At 70.6% G+C, this 20,127-nt stretch carries 22 protein-coding genes; 10 read left to right on the top strand and 12 right to left on the bottom strand.

The genetic code is table 11. The annotated features are described in order from the left end of the window. The first annotated feature begins 112 nt into the window (after positions 1–112). On the top strand, positions 113–1,558 hold the full coding sequence (locus tag ACFVY3_RS13605) for a C40 family peptidase (protein ID WP_400160111.1): 1,446 nt from the start codon (positions 113–115) through the stop codon (positions 1,556–1,558). 13 nt (positions 1,559–1,571) lie between these two features. Here ACFVY3_RS13605 and ACFVY3_RS13600 read toward each other — a convergent pair whose 3' ends face one another. The 4 genes from ACFVY3_RS13600 to ACFVY3_RS13585 form a co-directional block, all read right to left on the bottom strand. Next, a complete protein-coding gene (locus ACFVY3_RS13600; protein ID WP_400160150.1) occupies positions 1,572–2,321 on the bottom strand; it encodes an ABC transporter permease in 750 nt (249 codons plus the stop codon). A gap of 172 nt (positions 2,322–2,493) precedes the next feature. Next, positions 2,494–3,468, bottom strand: a complete 975-nt coding sequence (locus ACFVY3_RS13595) for an ABC transporter ATP-binding protein (RefSeq protein ID WP_400160110.1) — start codon at positions 3,466–3,468, stop codon at positions 2,494–2,496. 80 nt (positions 3,469–3,548) lie between these two features. Continuing rightward, positions 3,549–4,685: an outer membrane lipoprotein carrier protein LolA gene (locus ACFVY3_RS13590; RefSeq protein ID WP_400160109.1), complete on the bottom strand. Its 1,137-nt coding sequence runs from the start codon at positions 4,683–4,685 to the stop codon at positions 3,549–3,551. Positions 4,686–4,751: 66 nt separating this feature from the next. After that, on the bottom strand, positions 4,752–5,789 hold the full coding sequence (locus ACFVY3_RS13585; protein WP_364136219.1) for a universal stress protein: 1,038 nt from the start codon (positions 5,787–5,789) through the stop codon (positions 4,752–4,754). A 307-nt stretch (positions 5,790–6,096) separates the two neighbouring features. Between ACFVY3_RS13585 and ACFVY3_RS13580 the strand changes: the two genes are divergently transcribed. Further along, entirely contained in the window at positions 6,097–6,768 is a 672-nt protein-coding gene (locus tag ACFVY3_RS13580; protein WP_400160108.1) for an FAD-binding protein, read from the top strand. A 25-nt stretch (positions 6,769–6,793) separates the two neighbouring features. Here the strand turns inward: ACFVY3_RS13580 and ACFVY3_RS13575 are convergent, their stop codons facing one another. Further along, positions 6,794–7,429 (bottom strand): copper resistance protein CopC, encoded by a 636-nt coding sequence (locus ACFVY3_RS13575; RefSeq protein ID WP_400160107.1) that lies wholly within the window; start codon positions 7,427–7,429, stop codon positions 6,794–6,796. Positions 7,430–7,542: 113 nt separating this feature from the next. Between ACFVY3_RS13575 and ACFVY3_RS13570 the strand changes: the two genes are divergently transcribed. Both ACFVY3_RS13570 and hutG read left to right on the top strand, forming a co-directional pair. Next, positions 7,543–8,985 carry an NCS2 family permease gene (locus ACFVY3_RS13570; protein ID WP_290256863.1) on the top strand — a complete coding sequence of 481 codons (1,443 nt, stop codon included), beginning with the start codon at positions 7,543–7,545 and terminating at the stop codon, positions 8,983–8,985. 170 nt (positions 8,986–9,155) lie between these two features. Continuing rightward, positions 9,156–10,148, top strand: a complete 993-nt coding sequence (hutG, locus tag ACFVY3_RS13565; protein ID WP_400160106.1) for a formimidoylglutamase — start codon at positions 9,156–9,158, stop codon at positions 10,146–10,148. Between the two features lie 57 nt (positions 10,149–10,205). Here the strand turns inward: hutG and ACFVY3_RS13560 are convergent, their stop codons facing one another. Then, positions 10,206–11,510, bottom strand: coding sequence for a cation:proton antiporter (locus ACFVY3_RS13560; protein ID WP_400160105.1), 1,305 nt, complete (start codon positions 11,508–11,510; stop codon positions 10,206–10,208). 191 nt (positions 11,511–11,701) lie between these two features. On the opposite strand from ACFVY3_RS13560, the gene ACFVY3_RS13555 reads away from it, so the two are divergent. Next, positions 11,702–11,956: a hypothetical protein gene (locus ACFVY3_RS13555; RefSeq protein ID WP_400160104.1), complete on the top strand. Its 255-nt coding sequence runs from the start codon at positions 11,702–11,704 to the stop codon at positions 11,954–11,956. Between the two features lie 87 nt (positions 11,957–12,043). Here the strand turns inward: ACFVY3_RS13555 and ACFVY3_RS13550 are convergent, their stop codons facing one another. The 4 genes from ACFVY3_RS13550 to ACFVY3_RS13535 form a co-directional block, all read right to left on the bottom strand. Next, positions 12,044–12,280, bottom strand: a complete 237-nt coding sequence (locus ACFVY3_RS13550) for a hypothetical protein (RefSeq protein WP_290256867.1) — start codon at positions 12,278–12,280, stop codon at positions 12,044–12,046. Between the two features lie 190 nt (positions 12,281–12,470). After that, positions 12,471–14,063 carry a histidine ammonia-lyase gene (gene hutH / locus ACFVY3_RS13545; protein ID WP_400160103.1) on the bottom strand — a complete coding sequence of 531 codons (1,593 nt, stop codon included), beginning with the start codon at positions 14,061–14,063 and terminating at the stop codon, positions 12,471–12,473. 9 nt (positions 14,064–14,072) lie between these two features. Continuing rightward, positions 14,073–15,857 (bottom strand): urocanate hydratase, encoded by a 1,785-nt coding sequence (locus ACFVY3_RS13540; protein WP_400160102.1) that lies wholly within the window; start codon positions 15,855–15,857, stop codon positions 14,073–14,075. A 161-nt stretch (positions 15,858–16,018) separates the two neighbouring features. Beyond that, complete coding sequence (locus ACFVY3_RS13535; RefSeq protein WP_400160101.1) at positions 16,019–16,843, bottom strand: IclR family transcriptional regulator; 825 nt, start codon at positions 16,841–16,843, stop codon at positions 16,019–16,021. A gap of 270 nt (positions 16,844–17,113) precedes the next feature. On the opposite strand from ACFVY3_RS13535, the gene ACFVY3_RS13530 reads away from it, so the two are divergent. The 3 genes from ACFVY3_RS13530 to ACFVY3_RS13520 all read left to right on the top strand — a co-directional run bounded on the left by ACFVY3_RS13530 (position 17,114) and on the right by ACFVY3_RS13520 (position 18,363). After that, positions 17,114–17,407, top strand: a complete 294-nt coding sequence (locus ACFVY3_RS13530) for a hypothetical protein (protein ID WP_400160100.1) — start codon at positions 17,114–17,116, stop codon at positions 17,405–17,407. Between the two features lie 43 nt (positions 17,408–17,450). Continuing rightward, positions 17,451–17,642 (top strand): helix-turn-helix domain-containing protein, encoded by a 192-nt coding sequence (locus ACFVY3_RS13525; RefSeq protein WP_290256872.1) that lies wholly within the window; start codon positions 17,451–17,453, stop codon positions 17,640–17,642. 130 nt (positions 17,643–17,772) lie between these two features. Further along, positions 17,773–18,363, top strand: coding sequence for a DinB family protein (locus tag ACFVY3_RS13520; RefSeq protein WP_290256874.1), 591 nt, complete (start codon positions 17,773–17,775; stop codon positions 18,361–18,363). On the opposite strand, the gene ACFVY3_RS13515 is transcribed toward ACFVY3_RS13520, so the two are convergent. Then, a complete protein-coding gene (locus ACFVY3_RS13515; RefSeq protein WP_400160099.1) occupies positions 18,360–18,812 on the bottom strand; it encodes a hypothetical protein in 453 nt (150 codons plus the stop codon). The genes ACFVY3_RS13520 and ACFVY3_RS13515 overlap by 4 nt on opposite strands. Positions 18,813–18,983: 171 nt before the next feature. Between ACFVY3_RS13515 and ACFVY3_RS13510 the strand changes: the two genes are divergently transcribed. Both ACFVY3_RS13510 and ACFVY3_RS13505 read left to right on the top strand, forming a co-directional pair. Continuing rightward, the gene (locus tag ACFVY3_RS13510; RefSeq protein ID WP_400160098.1) at positions 18,984–19,619 is read left to right on the top strand and encodes a hypothetical protein; all 636 of its coding nucleotides are present in this window, start codon (positions 18,984–18,986) and stop codon (positions 19,617–19,619) included. Next, a complete protein-coding gene (locus tag ACFVY3_RS13505; protein ID WP_290256877.1) occupies positions 19,616–19,759 on the top strand; it encodes a hypothetical protein in 144 nt (47 codons plus the stop codon). Before ACFVY3_RS13510 ends, ACFVY3_RS13505 begins: the two co-directional genes overlap by 4 nt. On the opposite strand, the gene trxA is transcribed toward ACFVY3_RS13505, so the two are convergent. Next, on the bottom strand, positions 19,756–20,121 hold the full coding sequence (trxA, locus tag ACFVY3_RS13500; protein WP_400160097.1) for a thioredoxin: 366 nt from the start codon (positions 20,119–20,121) through the stop codon (positions 19,756–19,758). The genes ACFVY3_RS13505 and trxA overlap by 4 nt on opposite strands. Positions 20,122–20,127: the final 6 nt, after the last annotated feature.

Genomic DNA, 20,127 nt, shown 5'->3' with positions numbered 1-20,127 from the left:
GTGGCTTTTGGCACGTAGCCTCAAGCCTGCTGGGCGATCCGCAGAGGGTCTTTTTTCGTTGCCATCACTCCTCCCCTCGCTCGCGCCAGCCTGACTGCAGCGAGGTTTTCCCATGATCTGGTCCGGAACCGGCGGCAGGGCCGCGGCCCTGTGTACCGCCGTCGTCCTCCTGGGTGCCGCCGCGCTCCCGGCGCACGCGGCCACCGCCGCCCCGGCCACCGTCCAGCGGGTCCCCGCCTCGCCCGAGCTGCCGTCCCCCGAGGAGATCGCCGCCGCGAAGTCCGACGCCGCCGCTGCCGCCGCCGAGGTGGACCGGATCGACGGCCTCCTTGCCGACGCCTCCGTGGCCCGCGACACCGGCATGGCCGCCTCCCTGGCCGCCAACAACGCCTACACCGACGCGCTGGTGCAGCTGCAGATCCGCAAGGATGCCGCCGCGCTCGCGGACGCGAAGGCCTCCGCCGCGGAGGCCGAGCAGGCCAAGGCCCGCAAGGTCATCGGGCAGCTCGCCGGCGACCTGTACCGCAACGGCGGCATGACTCCGGGCCTGGGCAGCCTGGTGGGCGGCAACGGCGAGACGCTGCAGCAGGCCGCCACGCTGGAATCCGTCGCGGCCAGCCGCACCCGGGCGTTCCAGGCCGCGGAAACCGCCGCCGCGGCAGCCGCCTCCACCAAAGACGCCGCCGCCGAGGCCCGCCGCGCGGCCGATGACGCCGCGGCCACCGCGGAATCCCGCAAGTCCGACGCCGAGCGGGCCAACACCGAGCGACAGCGGGCCGTGACCGAGGCCGCGGCGCAGAAGACCGTGCTGGTGGGCCAGCTCGCCACCCTCCGCAACACCACCGCCGCCCTCGAGACCGAGCGGGTGGACGGGCTGGAACGCCAGCGCCAGGAGGCGCAGCTGGCCGCGGTGACGGCAGCGGCGGCCAGGGCCCCGCAGACGGGACAGGCGGGCACCGCCCCGTCCGCGCCGCAATCCGGGAACCAGCCGGCCGGCACCACCGGAAACACCCAGTTGAACTCTCCGGCGGCTCAACAGCCCGCACCCGCCCAGCCCGCTCCGGCCCAGCCGGCACCGCCGGCCGCCGCGCCGGCGCCGGTCGCGCCCGCACCGGTCCAGCCGGCTCCCGTCCAGCCCGCCCCGGAACAGCCGGCCCCCGCGCCGGTCCTGCCGCCGTCCACCGGCGGCTCCAACCAGGTGGCGATCTCCTCGGCCCTGGCCAAGGTGGGCGCGCCCTACTTCTACCAGTACGGCGGCACGGGAGCCTACGGCTTCGACTGCTCAGGGCTGGTCCAGAACGCCTTCGCCGCCGCCGGCAAACGCCTCCCGCGCACCGCGGCGGACCAGTTCGCCCAGGCGCCGGTGAAGGTTCCGCTCTCCGCCGCCCAGCCGGGCGACCTGCTGGTCTGGGGCTCCGCCCCAGGCTTCTACCACGTGGCCATTTACCTGGGCGGCGGCCGGGTGGTCCAGGCCCTGAACCCGGACGCCGGGATCACCGTCACGGACATCGCCGCGATGTCCGGCATGCAGCTCTACCCTTACGCGGCCCGCTACTGACGCGGTCCGGGCGTCAGGACAGGACGTCCTTGGTGGCGAACCGGGCGTAGGCCAAGGCGCCGAACACCGCCACATACCCGGCCTGAAGCAGCGCGTTGGCGCCGAACGAATCCCAGCCGACCGGCTGCCGGAGCAGGTCGGCAAAGTCCAGCCAGCGGTGGCTGAGCAGCCAGGGATGGAGCCAGTCCAGCTGCGGCAGCGCGTCCGCCACCTGCGAGACCACGGCCAGGACCACGGTGGCCGCCATCGCCCCGACCGGCACGTCGGTGAGGGAAGAAACGAACAGCCCGACGGCGGAGAGCCCCAGCAGGGACACCGCCAGGTACGCGGCGGTCAGGAGCAGCCGGCCCACCGCCTCGGCGACGCCGATGGTGTCCCCGGAGAGCAGCGTCACCGGCCCCACCGGGAAGAGCAGGGCGCCGATCCCCGCGCCGGCCATGGCGACGGCGGCGGGGGCGGCCACGGCGAACGCCGCCGCGGCAAGGTACTTCACCAGCACCAGGCGGCCGCGTCCGGCCGGGGCCGCCAGCAGATACCGCAGGGTGCCCTGGCCGGCCTCGCCGGCGAGGGTGTCCCCGGCCACCACTCCCACCGTCAGCGGCAGGAACAACGGGACGGCCACCACCATGGCCGTGATCCCGACGAACAGTCCGTTCTGGCTGATCCGGTCCAGGAAGGCGGGGCCGCGCCCCGGCGGCACGGCAGAGGAGAGCCGGACGGCGACGGCGATCAGGACCGGGATGGCCGCGAGCGCCACCAGCATGGCCCAGGTACGCCGGCGGCGGAACAGCACGGCCAGCTCCGAGCCGAGCAGCCGGAGCACCGGCACGGGCCTGGTCGATGCGGACGGCCGGGGCGTTGTCCGGGGCTGGCTCACTGACCGGGATTGGTCCGCGGGCCCCGATTCGGATGCAGGCGTCTCCCGCGGCGCCGGTTCAGCGGGCGACATCGAAGCCCTCCCCGGTCAGTTCCACGAAGCGGTCCTCCAGGCTGCCCTGCTCCACCGCGAAGCCCCGCACCCTGACGCCCGCGGCCACCAGGGCGGAGACCAGATCTTCCGGCGGGGGCTGCGGCGCCACGGCCGGCCTTTCCGGCAGCGGCGCGGTGACTTCCCCGTCCTGTCCGGCCCCGGCGGCCAGTCCCAGGCCGCGGAGGACCCGGACGGCGTCGTCCGGGTCGGGAGTACGCAGCCGCACCCGGGCGTGGCCGTCCTGCCGGAGCTGCGCCAGCGTCCCCTGGGCCACCACGCGTCCGGCGCTCATGATTGCGGCGTGCGTGCAGATTTGTTCCACCTCGGCCAGTAGGTGGCTGGAGACGAAGACGGTGGTGCCGTCCGCGGCGAGGGACCGCACGAGGTGCCGCACCTCGCGGGTGCCCTGCGGGTCCAGGCCGTTGGTGGGCTCGTCCAGGACCAGGAGCTCGCGCGGGGCCAGCAGCGCGTTGGCGATGCCCAGCCGCTGCTTCATGCCCAGGGAGTAGGCCTTGACCGGCTTGTCCGCGGCGTGGGTCAGTCCCACCCGTTCCAGCGCCCGGTGGACCCGGGCGTGCCGGGTCCGGGCCGGGGCCTCGGGGTCCGCGGCATCGAACCGCAGCAGGTTCGCCGTGCCCGAGAGGAACGGGTAGAAGGCGGGGCCCTCGACCAGGGCGCCGACTCGTGGGAGCACGGACCGCAGCTGCCGCGGCATCTCCTCGCCCAGGACGTGGACGGTTCCGGCGGAGGCCGCCGCCAGGCCCAGCAGGATCCTGATGGTGGTGGTCTTCCCGGAGCCGTTGGGGCCGAGGAACCCGAAGACGGAGCCCGTCGGGACGGCCAGGTCGACGCCGTCGACCGCCAGCTGGCGGCCGAACCGTTTACTCAGGCCGCGGGTCTCGATGCTGAGGCCGGACGGCCCGGGACCCGGTTCCGCCACACGCCCAGGCGCCGCCGCACTCCCCGGAGGCGTCTCCCGCACCGGGGAGACGGGGTTCCCGGCACGCCCGGAGCGGTCGGTCACTGGCCGCCGGCCGCGGCCTGCAGCCGCGCCAGCGGCACGGCCCCCAGGAACACCCGTCCGTCGTCGAGAATCAGGACATTCAGCAGTGCCGTGGACAACAGCCGGCCACCCGCCACGGGGACCGCGGCCTGTTGGAGCAGGGCCGCCGCATTGCCCGGCGTGGCACCGGCGGCGCCGGATGCCGGGGGCGTCAGGGTGCCGGCGGGCAGTTCCAGCACGGAGTCCCAGCCGCTGCCGCTGACCTTGCGCTTCCCGGCCTCCGGGTCCTTGCCGGTTCCGGACGGCTTGTGGGCGGCCTGGCCGGAGTGATCCTGCCCGGAGGGATCCCGGGCGGGAAGTTCCTTGACACTGGCGCCGGCCGGCGGGGTGAACTGGAAGATTCCGTCGTCCGGGGCGGTCAGCGAGATGGCACTGAACGCCACCCGGAAGGCGGGGTCCGCCTGGCCGCGGGCCTTCAGTTCCACGCCCAGCGGCAGCCCCGTCTGGCCGTCCACCATGATCGCCGCCGAGGCCATCAGCGTGTCCGAGCTCTTCGGGGTGAGGACCAGCTGGTAGGCGGAGCGGCCGGCGACGTCGACGTCCGGCGCGAGGGCCACATCGCTGGTGGGTTCGAGCGCGGCCAGGAGCTTCGCTGCCAGCGCATCCGGCGTGGGGACCGCCCCGGCGTCGGTCCCGGATCCGGCGCCCTTGCCCATGCCCTGGTGTCCGGCGTCGGCGGGGATGACGGCGTGGGCGGCGGAGTTGTCCTTGGAGGAGTAGAGCCAGAGGTCGTTGCCGCTGCGGATGACGTCGCGTTCGGCGAGCCGGTCCAGCACCTGCACGCGGAGGTTCTCGGTTCCGTTGCGGTAGACGCGCGCCGTGTGCGGTCCGGTCAGCAGCTCGAGCCAGGCGGTCTCCGGGGAGCTTCCCGGCCCGGTGGTGGGCAGTTGGGGAAGGCCCAGGCTGGAGGCCTGGTCCAGCGTGCCGGAGAACGCGGCCTGGTGTTGCCCGGCCATGAGGGCGATCACCGCGGCCGGGGTCTTCGAAGGCAGCGGATCCTTGGCGCTGGCCGGGACAGACCCCGCCAGGACTCCGGCGGCGATCACGGCGGGGACGACGGCGGCTGGCATCCAGCGCAGCCACGTGCGGGTCATGACGACCGCGCTCCTGCATGGCAGTTCATGTATTAACTCTACGCCCGCCGGTGACGGGCATCACGCTCAGGAGCGGCCGAGCACCGGCCCGAAGTTGGCCCGGTCCGCCAGGCGCGGATCCTCCCGGTCCGGGACCACCATGACCGGTCCCTTGGTGTGGTGCAGGATGCCGTCCGAAGTCGAGCCCAGGAGCATTCCGGCAAAGCCGCCGCGGCCGCGGGTGCCCACCACCACCAGCTCCACGTGGCGGCTGGCTTCGACCAGGACGTCCACCGGCGAGCCGTCCACCAGGCTGGTCTCCACCTCCAGGTTGGGGAAGTGGCTCTTCACCCAGGCGACGCCGGCGTCGAGCTGGACCCGGATGTCGGCGAACAGGGCCTCCCGGTCCATCGGGGCGGGAACCCAGGCGAGCGAGCCGCTGTACTGCGGCACGGCGCAGACAATCCGCAGCTTCGCGGCGAGCCGCTCCGCCTCGGCGGCGGCCTCAAGGACGGCCACCCGGGCCTGGTCGGAGCCGTCGACGCCCACCACCACGACGTTCTCCACCGGCTGGTGGCCCGATTTCTCGCGCTCCGCCCGGACGTGCCGGTCCTCGGTGGTCTCGCCCAGCCGGTCGCCGCAGACCAGCGGCACGGTCACGGTGGGGCACTTGGCGTGGGCGGGCAGGGCGCTGCTGACCGAGCCGAGCAGCCGGCCCACGAATCCGCCCCGGCCCCGGGTGCCGAAGACCAGCAGGTCAGCGGTCTCGGTCATCTCCAGCAGGACCCCGGAGGCGTCGCCGTTCTCCACCGAGGCGTCAACGTCGATCGAGTACCCGGCCACCTTGTCCATGGCCTGCTTGAGGATGGCTTCTGCGCCCTCGCGGATGACGGAGTCGTCCACGGTGGCGTAGCCGCCGTCGAGCCCGGAGGCGGCGAAGACGGGCACCGAGTAGGCGGTGACGATGTGCAGCGGTTCCTGCCGTCGTTCGGCTTCCCTGGCCGCCCACACGAGGGCACAGTGGCTGTGCTCGGAGCCGTCAACGCCGACGACGATGCCGCGCACGGCGGGGCGTTCCCCGCCGGAATCGCCGTCGCGGTATGGGTGCGTCTGTTCCTCGGCCATGGGGTCCGCCTCCTCGCGAATGTGGCTGTGTTGCGGCTATTCTGCCAGATCGCAGGGGCGGCGGCGCGCACCTCCGCGGACCGCAGCCGGACCGCCCGCATGCCCGCTCCCGGGCATTGCGTCAAAGTCTTTAACGCGGGTCTGTTCACGGTCAGAATTGTTGGGTATCCTCTGAGGCATTGCTGAACCGAGACTCGTCTTTCAGATCTGATCATCCCTCTGGGGTGCCCTGTGGCGGGTCCGGAAAGCTGTCCGGGCACGGGCCCGGATCCGGCATTATTCGAGGAGGGACCCTGCAGTGTCGAGCATGCCTGTGAACGGCGGAATCGAACGGACCAGCACTGTGGTCATCGGTACGGGTCTGTCCGGTTTGGCGGTGGCCAGCGAGCTACAGCGCCGCGGCGTCGACGCCATTGTGGTGGACGGCCTGGACCTCCTCGGGGCCGGCAACCCGGCCAACACCTCGTCCCTCCAGCGCTGCGACGCGGCCGACGCGGCCACGCTGCGCGAACGCAACGAAATCCTCCGCCACCTCCGCAACTACGCCGCCAGCCACAACCTTGACGTCCGCGGCTCGGTCCGCGCCCTGCAGCTGGACCGGCTGATGGCCGACGGCGCCGGGGCGGGAACCGCCTGCCTGGCGGGCACCTCCGGTTCCGACTACGCCATGGCGCCGTCCCAGGGCTGGGCGGTCCGGACCCCGGGCGGAATCCTCTACGCAGACCACCTGGTGCTTACCCGCTGCGCGCACAGCCAACTGCGGCGCATGCTGGTGGAGCTCGGCGTCGCCGTCGGCCAGAACCTGATGGCCGCCATGCACGCCCTCGGCATGTACCTCGTGGGCGTGGGCGAACTGATCACCCCGACGCCGAAGGAAGTGCTGCGGCAGGCCAAGGTCGTCGGCCAGGCCATCTCGGCCAAGGTGCACCCGGAGGGCCTGCCGTCCCTGCTCGGCGGCCAGCTGGCGCTGCCCGCCTGACCCGCTCGGCGACAACGAGACCGGGTTAGGCCCGGTCGTCGTCTCCGGCCTGCAGCCGGCGCTTCGCCATCAGGCCCAGTGCCACCAGGATGCCGATGGCGACGGCCACGAAGATCACGATGCTCCACGGAAACGGCTCCGATGCGTCTTTCACCGGCGTCGGGGCGATGGTCGTCCCTGGCTCGGCGGTGCCCATGGTCGGGACGGTGTTGGCGCCCATGGACGCGCCCGCCGACGCTGCCGCTCCCGGAGCCGCGGCCGCCGCGGTGAAGCCGAAGGTTCCCTCGATCGGGTGTCCGTCGGAGCTGGCCACGCGCCACTGCACAGTGAACCGGCCGGCGGGAGCGCCCGGCTTCAGCGGTTGGGACGCGACGTTGTCCACGATCTGCACGTCGCCGTCCGCCCAGTTGGTGCCGCCGGCGTCGTTGACCTTGATCTGCGAACCGATTGCCAGGGGGTGGTTGCTGAGGGTGATGGAGACCTTTTCCGGCGGGGCGGGCAGGCTGGCGTCGGCCGCCGGGCTGGTGGATTCCACCGAGTCGTGGGCGGACGCTGGCGCTGCCGCCAGGACGGTCAGCCCCAGCGCGGCCGCGACGAATAGCAGCACCGCGGTCAGGCAACGGATCAGGGCGGAAGCGGGAGTGTAGCGGTAAGAAGGCATGACGGAGCGACTCCTTGAGTGTTGGCTTCCTTACAGACTAGGCGAATCTGGCAGGTGGGCGCCGTCACTCCTAATAGGATTTAGCCAACACCCTTTTCCCTCCCGGAGGACCAATGCTTAAGCAGGGCTCTGCACTCGACCGGTATTTCAAGATTTCCGAACGGGGGTCGAACTTCTCCCGTGAAATCCGCGGCGGGTTCGCCACGTTCTTCGCCATGAGCTACATCGTGGTTCTCAACCCGCTGATCCTCTCGGGCGCGGACTCATCCGGCGGCACCCTCGGCTTCCCCGCCGTCGCCGCCGTCACGGCCTTTGTGGCCGGCATCCTGACCATCCTGATGGGCGCCTGGGCCAAGCACCCGTTCGCCCTGGCCACGGGCCTCGGCGTCAACGCCTTCGTGGCCGTCACGGTCGCCACCAACCCGGGCCTGACCTGGCCGGACATGATGGGTCTGGTGGTCCTCTCCGGCGTCACCATGCTGATCCTGGTCCTCACCGGCTTCCGGACCGCCGTGTTCAAGGCCGTCCCGGAGGGCCTCAAGACCGCGATCGTGGTGGGCATCGGCCTGTTCATCGCCCTGATCGGCCTGGTCAACGCCGGATTCGTCCGCCGGATTCCCGACGTCGCCGGTACGACCGTTCCCGTGGGCCTGGGCTTCGACGGCAAGCTGCTCGGCTGGCCCACCTTCGTCTTCGTCGTCGGCCTGATCCTGACCATCGCGCTGGTGGTCCGCAAGGTCAAGGGCGCCATCCTGATCGGCATCATCACCTCCACGATCCTCTCCGTGATCCTGGAATTCACCCTGCACATCGGCCCCAGCTTCGACGGCAAGAACTACAACCCGCAGGGCTGGTCCCTGGTGGCTCCGAAGTTCTCCGAGTGGGCCGCCCCGGACCTGTCCCTGATCGGCAAGGCCAACCCGTTCGGCGCCTTCGAGCACCTCGGCGTCGTCGCCGCCACCCTGCTGGCCTTCGTGATCCTGCTCAGCATCTTCTTCGACGCCATGGGCACCATGGTGGGCCTGGCCACCGAGGCCGGCACCATCGACAAGGACGGCAACATACCCAACGTTGACCGCGTCCTGCAGATCGATGCCCTGGGCGCGATCGTGGGCGGCGGCGCGTCCGTCTCCTCCAACCAGATCTACGTCGAGTCCGGCGCAGGTATCGGCGAGGGCGCTCGCACCGGTCTGGCCTCCGTGGTCACCGGCCTGCTGTTCCTCGTGGCCATGTTCTTCACCCCGCTGATCAACCTGGTTCCGTTCGAGGCCGTGGCCCCCGCCCTGGTGGTGGTGGGCTTCATGATGGTCTCCCAGGTGGGCAAGATCGACTGGCAGGACTGGGGCATCGCGATCCCGGCCTTCCTGACCTTCACCCTCATGCCGTTCACCTACTCGATCGCCAACGGCCTGGGCGCCGGCTTTATCTCCTTCGTGCTGATCCGCCTCTTCCAGGGCCGGGCCCGCGAGATCCACCCGCTGATGTGGGCCGTGGCCGCCGCGTTCCTGCTGTTCTTTGGCATCGGCCCGATCGAGGCCGCGCTGGGCATCCACTAGGAGCCGCGTGCTCTTCCGGAGGGCACCCCGCCGCAGTGTTTCACCGCGGCGGGGTGCCCTCCGGCGTTTAAGTCCCGGGTTGTCCCGGGCGCCGGGCGATTTCCGGGATTCCGGACAGGACGACGGCGGGTGCGCTGGTTTTCCGCCGGCCGCTGCGGTGAGCTAGGAGCATGCCTCCCCTCTCCCCCGCTCCCGACGTCGCGCCCCAGCCCTGGTCCGGAAGGTTCGACGGCGACGGCGCCGAGCACCGCCGCTGGTGGCAGGCGGTCACGCCCTACCCGGCGGCCTCCCCGGAAGCCTCCCCGGAGCGGGCAGGAGGCACAGCCACACCCACGTCCGGGGATTCCCGCGCCGCGGTCCTGCTTGGGTTCGCCAGCGACGCCGGCGTCCGGCGGAACAAGGGCCGCCCCGGCGCGGCCGCGGCCCCGGCCGCCCTCCGCGCCGCCCTCGGCCCCCTGGCTTTCCACTCCGGCCGGACCGTCCACGACGCCGGGGACATCACCGTCGAGGGGGATGAACTGGAGGCCGGGCAGGTCCGGGCCGGGCGGATCGTCAGCGGCCTGCTCGACGCCGGTGCGCTGCCGGTGGTGCTGGGCGGAGGCCACGAAACCGCCTTCGCCAGCTACCTGGGCGTTGCCGGGAGCGGAGCGGTCCGGGACGGGCTCCGCGTGGGCGTGCTGAATCTGGACGCCCACTTCGACCTGCGGGACGAACCGGTCCCCAGCTCCGGCACCCCGTTCCTGCAGATGGCCCGCGCCGAAACGGCCGCGGGGCGAGCGCTGGAGTACGCCGCCGTCGGCATCTCTGAACCCAACAACACCGCCGCCCTGTTCCGCACAGCCGAACGCCTGGGTGTGGAGTACCTGCTGGACGAGGACTGCACCGCGGACGCCGCTGCGGCGTTCGTCGCCCGCTTCCTGGACCGCGTGGATGCGCTCTACCTGACGATCGATCTGGACGTGTTGCCCGCGTCGGTGGCGCCGGGGGTCAGCGCCCCGGCCGCCTACGGGGTGCCGCTGGCGGTGATCGCGGCAGTCTGCCGGCAGGTGGCGGCGAGCGGAAAGCTGCTCCATGTGGACGTCGCGGAGCTGAACCCGGAGTACGACGTCGATGCGCGCACCGCCAAGGTCGCCGCGCGGCTGATAGACACGCTGCTCCGCTGACGCCGGGGCGGGGCACTGCCGCGGTGCCCCGGCCACTGCCAAGGTCCCCAGACTTACCTAGATGGGGGTGTGCGGGGCGCGGTCCTCATCGCCGTGGACCTCGATCGCGCGGCGCTCGCGCAGCCGGTCCAGCCGGTTCATCACCGGGGCCGTGGTGGCCCCGTGCAACACGATCGACATCGCCACTACCAGGCCGACGAACGCCCAGAGCTGCTGGGCCTGGGCGGCGAAGTTTCCGTGTGCCACGGCGAATGCCAGGTAGTAGAGCGAGCCGATGCCGCGGATGCCGAAGAAGGAGATGGCGATCCGTTCCCGCGGGCCGGTCTTGCCCCGAGCCAGCCCCAGCCACCCGGCCAGCGGCCGCACGACCAGCAGGAACGCCAGCGCCACCAGCACCTCGGTCCAGCCGATGCCAGCCAGCAGACCGCGGGCGATCGCGCCGCCCAGCAAGACCAGGATCACCACGGTCAGCAGCCGCTCGAGCTGTTCGACGTAGGAGTGCATGACCCGGTGGAAGCCGTGGGTGCGCTCCGCCGCGCGGATGGTGAGGGCGCAGACGAAGACCGCCACGAACCCGTAACCGTCCAGCAGCTGGGTGACGCCGTAGGCCAGGAAGGTGGCCGCGAGGGCCACGAAGCCCTCCGAGTGGTTGGAGAGCCGGATGGTCTCGTGCCGGGCGGTGAAGAAGAGCCGGCCCAGCAGCTTGCCCGTGCCGAAGCCGAGCAGGACGCCGATCACGATCCGCCACAGCAGGTCCACGGCCAGGAAGTGGCCCAACCAGGCCGAGGGTGCGGCGCCGACGAAGCTGATGGCGATGGCCAGGTACACGAACGGGAAGGCCAGACCGTCGTTGAGCCCCGCCTCGGAGGTCAGCCCGAACCGGATCTCGTCCTCGCGTTCGGTCTCCTCATCCTCGTCCGCCGGCTCCCCCACCTGGACCTCGGAGGCCAGCACGGGGTCCGTGGGAGCCAGGGCCGCGGCCACCAGTAGTGCCGCACCCAGTCCCAGTCCCAGGAACCAGAGCCCCAGCAGGGTCAGGCCCACGATGCACAGCGGCATGGCCAGGCCCAGCATCCGCCAGGTGGTGGACCACGCCTTCCGGCCGACGGGACGGTCCAGCGCCAGGCCCGCGCCCATCAGCGAGATGATGACGCAGACCTCGGTGAGGTGGGCGACGAAGTCCCCATGCTGCAACGGGTCAGGGTCCGGCAGCGAGGGGATGAGCGTGAAGGCCAGCATGCCGCCGCCGAGGAAGACCATCGGCATGGACAGGGGTGCGTTGCGCAGGAGCTTCGGCAGGATGGCGGCCACGAAGACGGCGATCCCGGCCGCGGTAAAAACGATGCTGGGAGCTTCAAACATGCGCATGCCCTCCTGTGGAAACCGGATTGCGGGCCCGGGCCGGGGGTCCGGGCGCGGCCCCCGCAGGGGAGCGTGCCGTTGCCTCAATCGTGTACCGCTTCTTGCACCCTACCGGCTCCGGACGGGCCCATCGTGCCCCGCAGACTAGAATGGAGGGCGGCCAAACGGCCTGATTCAACGAAAGACCAGTAATGAACACACACACCATGCGGGCAGCCGGCCCCGATGCCACGTCCATCAGCCTCTCGTTTGACAGTGCGCGCGAAGTCCACAGCGGCCTCGAAAACGCCGTCAACACCCTGATCGCCTCGGCGGCCGTTGAACGACGTTGCGGCATCCGGGTCACCCGGCACCAGCCGGGCGCCTACACCGTGTCCCTCGATGACACCGTGCCCTTTGGCGAGACCCACGAGAGCCACGAGAGCCACGAGGCCATCGCCGCGTAGCGGACTCCTGGACATGCGGAAGGCCGGTGAGGAACCTCCTCACCGGCCTTCCGCATGTCCGGGTCCGGGCAGTCTGCGTGTGCTGCGCTAGCTGCGCCGGACCTGGACGCCGTCGGACTTCAGGAACAGCTGCGCCTCGCCCGGCGCCGCCGGCACCAGCCAGAGGACGTTCCCGCTGTCCGAGACTTCTTCCACGGACCCGGCCGCGATCAGCTGGGCGTGCTTAAGGATGTCCACCCGGTCCCCCGCCGTGAGGCTCCGCCAGTCCGAGACCGTGGCCGCGAATGCCGAGCGCCTGGACAGGACCGTCCCGCGTGCTTTCATGAACGTCTACCCCTTTGTAGATCTTGTTGCTGTGTGAATCTGTGGTGTGAATCCATGCTCTGAATCCACTGCGCGCACCGGTGTGGCGCCGGTCATAGTTTTACTACATTCCGCCCCGCCTCGGCGGACCGGGCGCCGAACATTTCGGGGGGTCCCCGAAACGCCCGGCGTCCCTGCATTTTCTGCGCCGTCAGGCCAGATTTCCGACGGCGGATTCGGCGGCGTCACGGACGGCGCCGGAGCCCACCAGCCGGTCCGCGGCCTCCAGTTCCGGCGAGAGGAACCGGTCCGTTCCCGGCCCCTCCACCACACCGCGGAGGGCGGCGATCACGGCCGAGCCCGCCGGCCCGGGTTCGAGGGAGCCGTCGGAGAGCTGGGTTCGGATGTCCAGGGCCCGGGCGGAGGTGACCAGTTCGATCGCGAGCACCCGGCGCAGGTTCTCCACCGCGCGCCGCAGCTTGCGCGCGGCGTGCCAGCCCATGGACACGTGGTCCTCCTGCATGGCCGAGCTCGGAATCGAGTCCACCGACGCCGGGACGGCCAGCCGCTTGTTGTCCGAGACCAGCCCGGCCTGGGTGTACTGGGCGATCATCAGGCCCGAATCCACGCCGGGGTCGGAGGCCAGGAACGCGGGCAGCCCGTGCGAGCGGGCCGGGTCCAGCATCCGGTCCGTGCGGCGTTCGGCGATGGAGCTCAGGTCCGCGACCGCGATCGCCAGGTAGTCCAGGACGTAGGCCACCGGGGCGCCGTGGAAGTTACCGTTGGAGCTGACCCGGCCGTCCGGGAGCACCACGGGGTTGTCGATGGCGGCGGCCAGCTCCCGGGACGCCACCAGGGCGGCGTGGTCCACGGTGTCACGGACGGCGCCTGCCACCTGGGGTGCGCAGCGCAGGGAGTACGCGTCCTGGACCTTGGTGTCGTTGACCCGGTGCGAGGCCACGATCGGGGAGTTCGAGAGGACCCTCAGCATGTTGTCAGCGGAGGCTGCCTGCCCGGGATGTGGCCGGAGCGCGGCGTGCAGCTCGGGCAGGAAAACCTGGTCCGTGCCGAGCAGCGCCTCGACGCTGAGCGCGGCGGTGATATCCGCCGTCGTCAGCAGCAGCCGCAGGTCCGCGATGGCCATCAGCAGCATGCCCAGCATGCCCTCGGTGCCGTTGACCAGGGCCAGGCCTTCCTTCTCGGCCAAGGTGACGGGTTCGATGCCGTGCGCGGCCAGCAACTCGGCGACCGGGGCCTCGCCGCGTCCGCCGTAGCGGGTGCCGTCGGGGCCGGTGGCCTCGCCCTCGCCCATCAGGACCAGGGCCACGTGGGACAGCGGCGCGAGGTCGCCGGAGCAGCCGAGGGAGCCGAACTCGCGGACCACCGGCGTGATGCCGGCGTTCAGCACATCCACCATGGTCTGCAGCACCACGGGCCGGACCCCGGTGCGGCCGGAGGCGAGGGTCTTGGCGCGCAGGAACATGATGCCTCGGACCACCTCGCGTTCCACGGCCGGGCCCATGCCGGCGGCGTGGCTGCGGATCAGCGATTTCTGCAGCTGGGTGCGCAGTTCGGCGGGGATGTGCCGGTTGGCCAGGGCGCCGAAGCCGGTGGAGATGCCGTACGCCGGGACCTCGCTGTTGGCCAGCCCGTCGATGTGGGCGCGGACCTTCGCGACGGCGTCGAGCGCGTCCGGGGCGATGGTCACCCGGGCGTCGTGGCGGGCGACGGCGACGACGTCCTCGGGCGTGACGCCGCCGGCGCCGAGGGTGACGGTGAGCGGTTCGTGGGTGGTAATGGTCATCGGATGTACCTACTTCGTTGCTTCTGCGGAGTCTGCGGAGTCTGCGGACTCTGGGCCCACGCGGACAGGGTCCCCTGGCCGAGCTTGCGAGGCTAGGGAGTCCGTGGGGAGCATGGGGATGCGGACGCCTCGTTCCCTGGCGACCTCGACGGCGCGGGCGTAGCCGGCGTCGGCGTGGCGGATGACGCCCATGCCGGGATCGTTGGTCAGGAGGCGCTCGAGCTTCTGTGCGGCGAGGTCGGTGCCGTCGGCGACCGAGACCTGGCCGGCGTGGATCGAGCGGCCGATGCCGACGCCGCCGCCATGGTGCAGGGAGACCCAGGTGGCACCGGAGGCGGTGTTGAGCAGGGCGTTCAGCAGCGGCCAGTCGGCGATCGCGTCCGAGCCGTCGGCCATTGCCTCGGTCTCGCGGTATGGGGAGGCGACGGAGCCGGAATCGAGGTGGTCGCGGCCGATCACGATGGGGGCTTTGACCTTGCCCTCCTTCACCAGCCGGTTGAACAGCAGGCCGGCCTTGGCACGTTCGCCGTAGCCGAGCCAGCAGATGCGGGCGGGCAGGCCCTCGAACTCCACCCGTTCCTGGGCGGCGTCGATCCAGCGGTGCAGGTGCTTGTTCTCGGGGAACAGTTCCTTGATGGCCTCGTCCGTGACGCGGATGTCCTCGGGGTCTCCGGAGAGGGCCACCCAGCGGAACGGGCCCAGGCCCTCGCAGAACAGCGGCCGGATGTAGGCGGGGACGAAGCCGGGGAACTCGAAGGCCCGGGTATAGCCGCCCTTGCGCGCCTCGTCACGGATGGAGTTGCCGTAGTCGAAGACCTCGGCGCCGGCGTCCCGGAATTCGACCATGGCCTGGACGTGGCGGGCCATGGAGGCCTGGGCCTTCTTGGTGAAGCCCTCCGGGTCCGCCTCCGCCTCGCGGTGCCATTCCTCAACAGTGATGCCCTCCGGCAGGTAGCTCAGGGGGTCGTGCGCGGAGGTCTGGTCCGTGACGATGTCCACGGTGAGTTCGCCGGCGTTGTGGCGGCGGAGGATCTCCGGGAACACCTCGGCGGCGTTGCCGACGTACCCAACGGACCAGCCGCGGCGCTCCTCCTTGGCCTTCAGGACCTTGGCGATCGCGGCGTCGAGGTCGGTTTCCACCTCGTCGAGGTAGCGCTTGCCGGCACGGCGGCGGAGCCGGGATTCGTCGACGTCGACGATCAGGCAGGCGCCGTCGTTGAGGGTGACGGCGAGCGGCTGCGCGCCACCCATGCCGCCGCAGCCACCGGTGAGGGTCAGGGTGCCGGCGAGGGTGCCGTTTGCGTCCCCGGTGAGCTTGCGGGCAATCGCGGCGAAGGTCTCGAAGGTGCCCTGCAGGATGCCTTGGGTACCGATGTAGATCCAGGACCCGGCGGTCATCTGGCCGTACATCATCAGCCCCTCGGCCTCGAGCCGGCGGAATTCCGGCCAGGTCGCCCAATCGCCGACGAGGTTGGAGTTGGCCAACAGCACGCGCGGGGCCCACTCGTTGGTGCGGAAAACGCCCACCGGCTTGCCGGACTGGACCAGCAGGGTCTCATCCTTTTCGAGGGTTTCCAGGGTGCGGGTGATGGCGTCGAAGGCGGCCCAGGACCGGACGGCCCGGCCGGTGCCGCCGTAGACCACCAGATCGTCCGGGCGTTCGGCCACCTCGGGGTCCAGGTTGTTCATCAGCATGCGCAGCGGGGCCTCGGTCTGCCAGCTTTTGGCGGTGAGCTCGGTGCCGCGGGCTGCCTTGACCGGGCGGGCACCGGTGGTGAAATCGGCGGGTGCCATGAGGGGCTCCTTCGTGGTGTGGGGTGGTTCCGGGGAGAGGTTCTGTATCTACTAAAGCCTGCCGGTGGCGCCGGTCACAGGGCTTTGACGGGGGTGCTGTCCGGAATCCCAGACCCGGCTGACTCGCAGCTAAAGCCTTTTTCAGGGCCCACAACGGCCCGCTAGTGAGTCGGGCTGGGGCGGCCGTAGATCCGGACCGAGAGATCGTCGGCGGCCTTCTTGACCCGCGCGGCCAGTGCCGGCCATTGCTCGGCCGGCAGCTTGTCCTCGAGGAAGGTCACGGCGACTGCAGCGGTCGGCCAGCCTGCGTGGTCCGTGACGGCGGCGGCGATTGAGCCGAACCCGGGGGTGACCTCGCCGTGTTCGGTGGCGTAGCCGCGCTGCCGGACTTGGTCCAGGTGCGAGGAGAGGGCCGAGTACTTGATGATAGCGGTTTCACTCTCGTGCCGGACGCTGAACGCGGCGGCATTCGGGTAAAGGGCCCGGACCTGGGACTTCGGCAGGGCGGCCAGGATGGCGCGGCCGCTGGCGGTGAGGTGGCTGGGAAGCCGGACGCCGACGTCGGTCACCAGGGAGGGGCGGTTTTTGGCGCGCTCCTCCACAATGTAGAGGACGTCGCGGCCGTGCAGGACGGCCAGGTGGGCGCTTTCGCCGATCCTGTCCACCAGGGCGGCAAGCATGGGGCGGCCCAGACGGGAGAGTGGCTCCTGCCTGGAGTAGGCCGAGCTGAGCTCGAAGGCGCTGATGCCCAGTCCGTAGCGGCGTTCCTCGTGCAGGTGCAGCACGAAGCCGTTGGCCTCCATGACTCCCAGGAGGTGGTAGACGCTGGAGCGCGGCAGGTCCAGCGCTGTGGCGATGTTCGACGCCGCCATCGGCCCGCGCTTGGAGGCCAGCAGTTTGAGGATCCGCAGGGTGTTTTCGGCGGCGGGAACCTTGGAGGCAGCCCTGGCGGCGGGCGTGGCGGGGGCGTGCGGTGCAGTTGTCATGTCCGTCCTTCGGCAGGGGATGTCCGGTATCCCGTACTTAAGAATGCATCGGCAGAAGTCCGGCGGCGGACCCCATGATTCTCAAGTGTCTGTAATCCCAGATAAGACCTCCACCGGAACCACGGCCGCCGCCGTCCCCCGGCGGGCGCTCCGCCGTCGGCGGCAAGCAAGTAGTCCTTGAGAAAGATGGGGTACCTGTTACTCGTGTGAAGGGTGGGTGCGGGTGCCTACCGTGGGGAGACGTTTCGATCCGCCGGAAGGAGCACTCCGATGGGCGTTCACGCCGCCAGCCACCTCCAGTCCGCTCCCCCTGAACCGCGCGCCGCGGCGTCTCCGGCCGCAGCCCGGGGACACCGCCGTCTCCGTGCCGTGATTAGCCGCCTCGGCACGCCCCGGGTCCGCTTCCGCGTGGGCCAGGTGGTGGTCGGGGACGACCCCTTCAACGGCCGCCGCGAGGGACGGGTGACGGTCATCCGGCCACCCTATGTGGGGGTCAGGGTCCCCGGCACGCCGGCAGGAACGCTCGTGTTCTTCGACCACCGCACCGTCCGTCTGCCCGACTGAGTACCGCATATTCCGTTCCCGCGTCCCAGAAGGAGTCTGTTCCATGCTTCCAGCCGACCGCCCCGCCTACCTGACCATCGCCGAGGTCGCCGACATCATGCGCGTGTCCCGGATGACCGTGTACCGCCTGGTCAAGTCGCACGCCCTGGCCGCCGTCCGGTTCGGCCGCTCCTACCGCATTTCCCAGGCTGCGGTGGAGGGATACATCCGTCAGTCCGCCACCGGCGCGGTGTGAGCCGAGCCGCCGCGTTCCGCATTCTTTGCGGCAATGCGTCGAATGAGGCTCGCTTCGGGTGAAGGTCCCACCGCGCTGAGGCGCGCCCGTTGACTTGCAATCACCCCGCATCGCGGACAGGATCGCGGTCATGAGCGATGGAGCGAAAGCGGACCTGTGCCGCTACCTGCAGGAGGGCCGTGACGCACTGGTCTGGAAGCTCGACGGTCTTTCCGACTACGACATCCGCCGGCCGCTCACGCCCACGGGCACGAATCTGCTGGGGCTGATCAAGCATTTAGCGGGGGTCGAGGCCGAGTACTTCGGTTCGGTGTTCGACCGGCCGTTCCCGGAAACACTGAGCTGGCTCGCACCCGACGCCGAGCCGAACGCTGACATGTGGGCCACTCCCGGGGAGACCCGCGAGGACATCATCGGACTGTATCGGCGCGTCTGGGCCCATGCCGACGAGACCATCGCCCGGCTTCCGCTCACGGCCGCCGGGTTCGTTCCGTGGTGGCGCGAAGCCAGCAATCCCGTCACCCTGGCCCGCATCCTGGTGCACGTGACGGCGGAGACGCACCGGCACGCCGGGCACGCCGATATCGTGCGGGAGTTGGCCGACGGCAGCGCCGGACACCGGGACGGTTACAGCAACCTGCCCGCAGAAGACCAGGCCTGGTGGGGCAACTACTACAACCGCCTCGAAGCCGTGGCGCGCGGCGAGGGCACCCAGGGCTAAAGAGCCAGCCCGCCCCGCGCGCGGATCAGTTCCACACCGGCGTCCGGATCTGCGCAGGAGACCAGGACCCAGGCACCGTTGGCCCGTATCCTCAGCGTCGGGCCGCCCACCAGATAGCCGGTACCGCCGCCACGGAGGACCCTCAGGCCCATCCCTTCGCCCAGGCCGGTCTCCGGCCCGGGCGTGACGTCAACAATGTCAGCGTAGGCAACGGTGGTGGAGAAGAGCCCGGCGACTTTGAGGTGCACTCCGGTCCCGTCGCAGCGGATGCGGGCGGTCATTCTCCCCACGGAGACAAAAACCAAAAGCATCGCCACACCCGCCCACGCCTGACCGGTGGACAGGGTCACGACGGCGGCCGCCAGCAGCCCGATCACGGCCAGCACCGCCCGATATTTGACCGACATGCCGGTGCGCAGTTCGTCGCCACTCTTTTCGTCCCGCCCCATCCCGGCAGTCTTCCGGGTCGATGCGGCTGCGGCAACTCCCGCAGGGCAGGTCCGCAGCCGCTACCACCGCCGCGGCTAGACTGGGCGGCCTAGGACGGATTGGGGGATCCGGGGCCCACCACGCCCAGCGCCCCTCGGCCTGTTACAGCCAGCGGACGCAAAGGACCACCCGTGACCTTCTTCCAGGACTATCCCATTCCAGCCATGCCCCCACGGCCGCGGATGCCCGAATTCGTGCCGCCGCCCTGGTCAGGGCCACCGCGCTACGAGCTGCCGGCCATCGTCCCGGTCGGTCGTTTCCTCCACCGCTCCGCAGGCCGCGTCGTCGCCGTCGAGTCGGTCAGCGCCTATTCCACCGGGTGCACTTTCAACCTGACCTGGACCATCCGCCGAACCGACGAGGACGACCAGGAATGGGCCGTAATGAATGCCGGCTTCTTCAACCGGTTCGGGCCGCCGGGTCCATCCGTCTCGGGCAAGGACATCTTCCTGTTCGGCGTCGAACTCCCGGACGGGACCAGGGCCAGCATTTCGACTGTTGACCAGTACGCGGGGCCGCCGATGGGGCATCAACCGGAGGGCCCGGTGTTCACGTTCAGGAGCGGAGGCGGCCACGGCGGCGACCATGACCTCTCCGGCACCGGAACACTGTGGCTCTGGCCATTGCCGCCGGCGGGAGACCTGCGCCTCGTGACGCAGTGGACGGCGATGGGCATCGAAGAAAGTTCCATCACCCTGGACGGGGCCGCCCTGCGCGACGCGGCCGCGGACGCCCAGGCCTACTGGCCCGACGGGACGCCCGAGTGAACGGCCTGGTCCTGACCGTTACCTTCGCGGCGATCTTCTTCTACGTCCTCCACGGCGTGGTCCGCTCTGCGGTCCGCGACGGCATCCTCCAGGCCGAGGAGAAGCGGCAGGCCGAGGAGCAGAACCAGGAAACCCGCTAGGAGGCCTGCGCCTCGGCCATCTTTGCGCGGACGTCGTCCATGTCGAGTTCCTTGATGGCGGTGATGAGCTGCTCAAGGCCGCTGGCGTTCATCGCGCCGGGCTGGGAGAAGACGAGGATGCCCTCGCGGAACGCCATCAGGGTGGGGATGGAGGTGATCCGGGCCGCCGCGGAGAGGGCTGGCTCGGCCTCTGTGTCCACCTTGGCGAAAACGACGTCGGGGTGGGCTTCTGAGGCTTTGCCGAATGTCGGGGCGAACATGCGGCAGGGGCCACACCAGGCTGCCCAGAAGTCGACCAGCACGATGTCGTTGCCGGAGATGGTGGACTCAAAGGTCTGTTCGGTGATGTCAATGGTTGCCATGCGTCT

It is taken from the genome of Arthrobacter sp. BPSS-3 (assembly GCF_044628475.1).
Taxonomy (GTDB): domain Bacteria; phylum Actinomycetota; class Actinomycetes; order Actinomycetales; family Micrococcaceae; genus Arthrobacter.
This window is presented reverse-complemented; position numbering and strand designations above follow the sequence as displayed.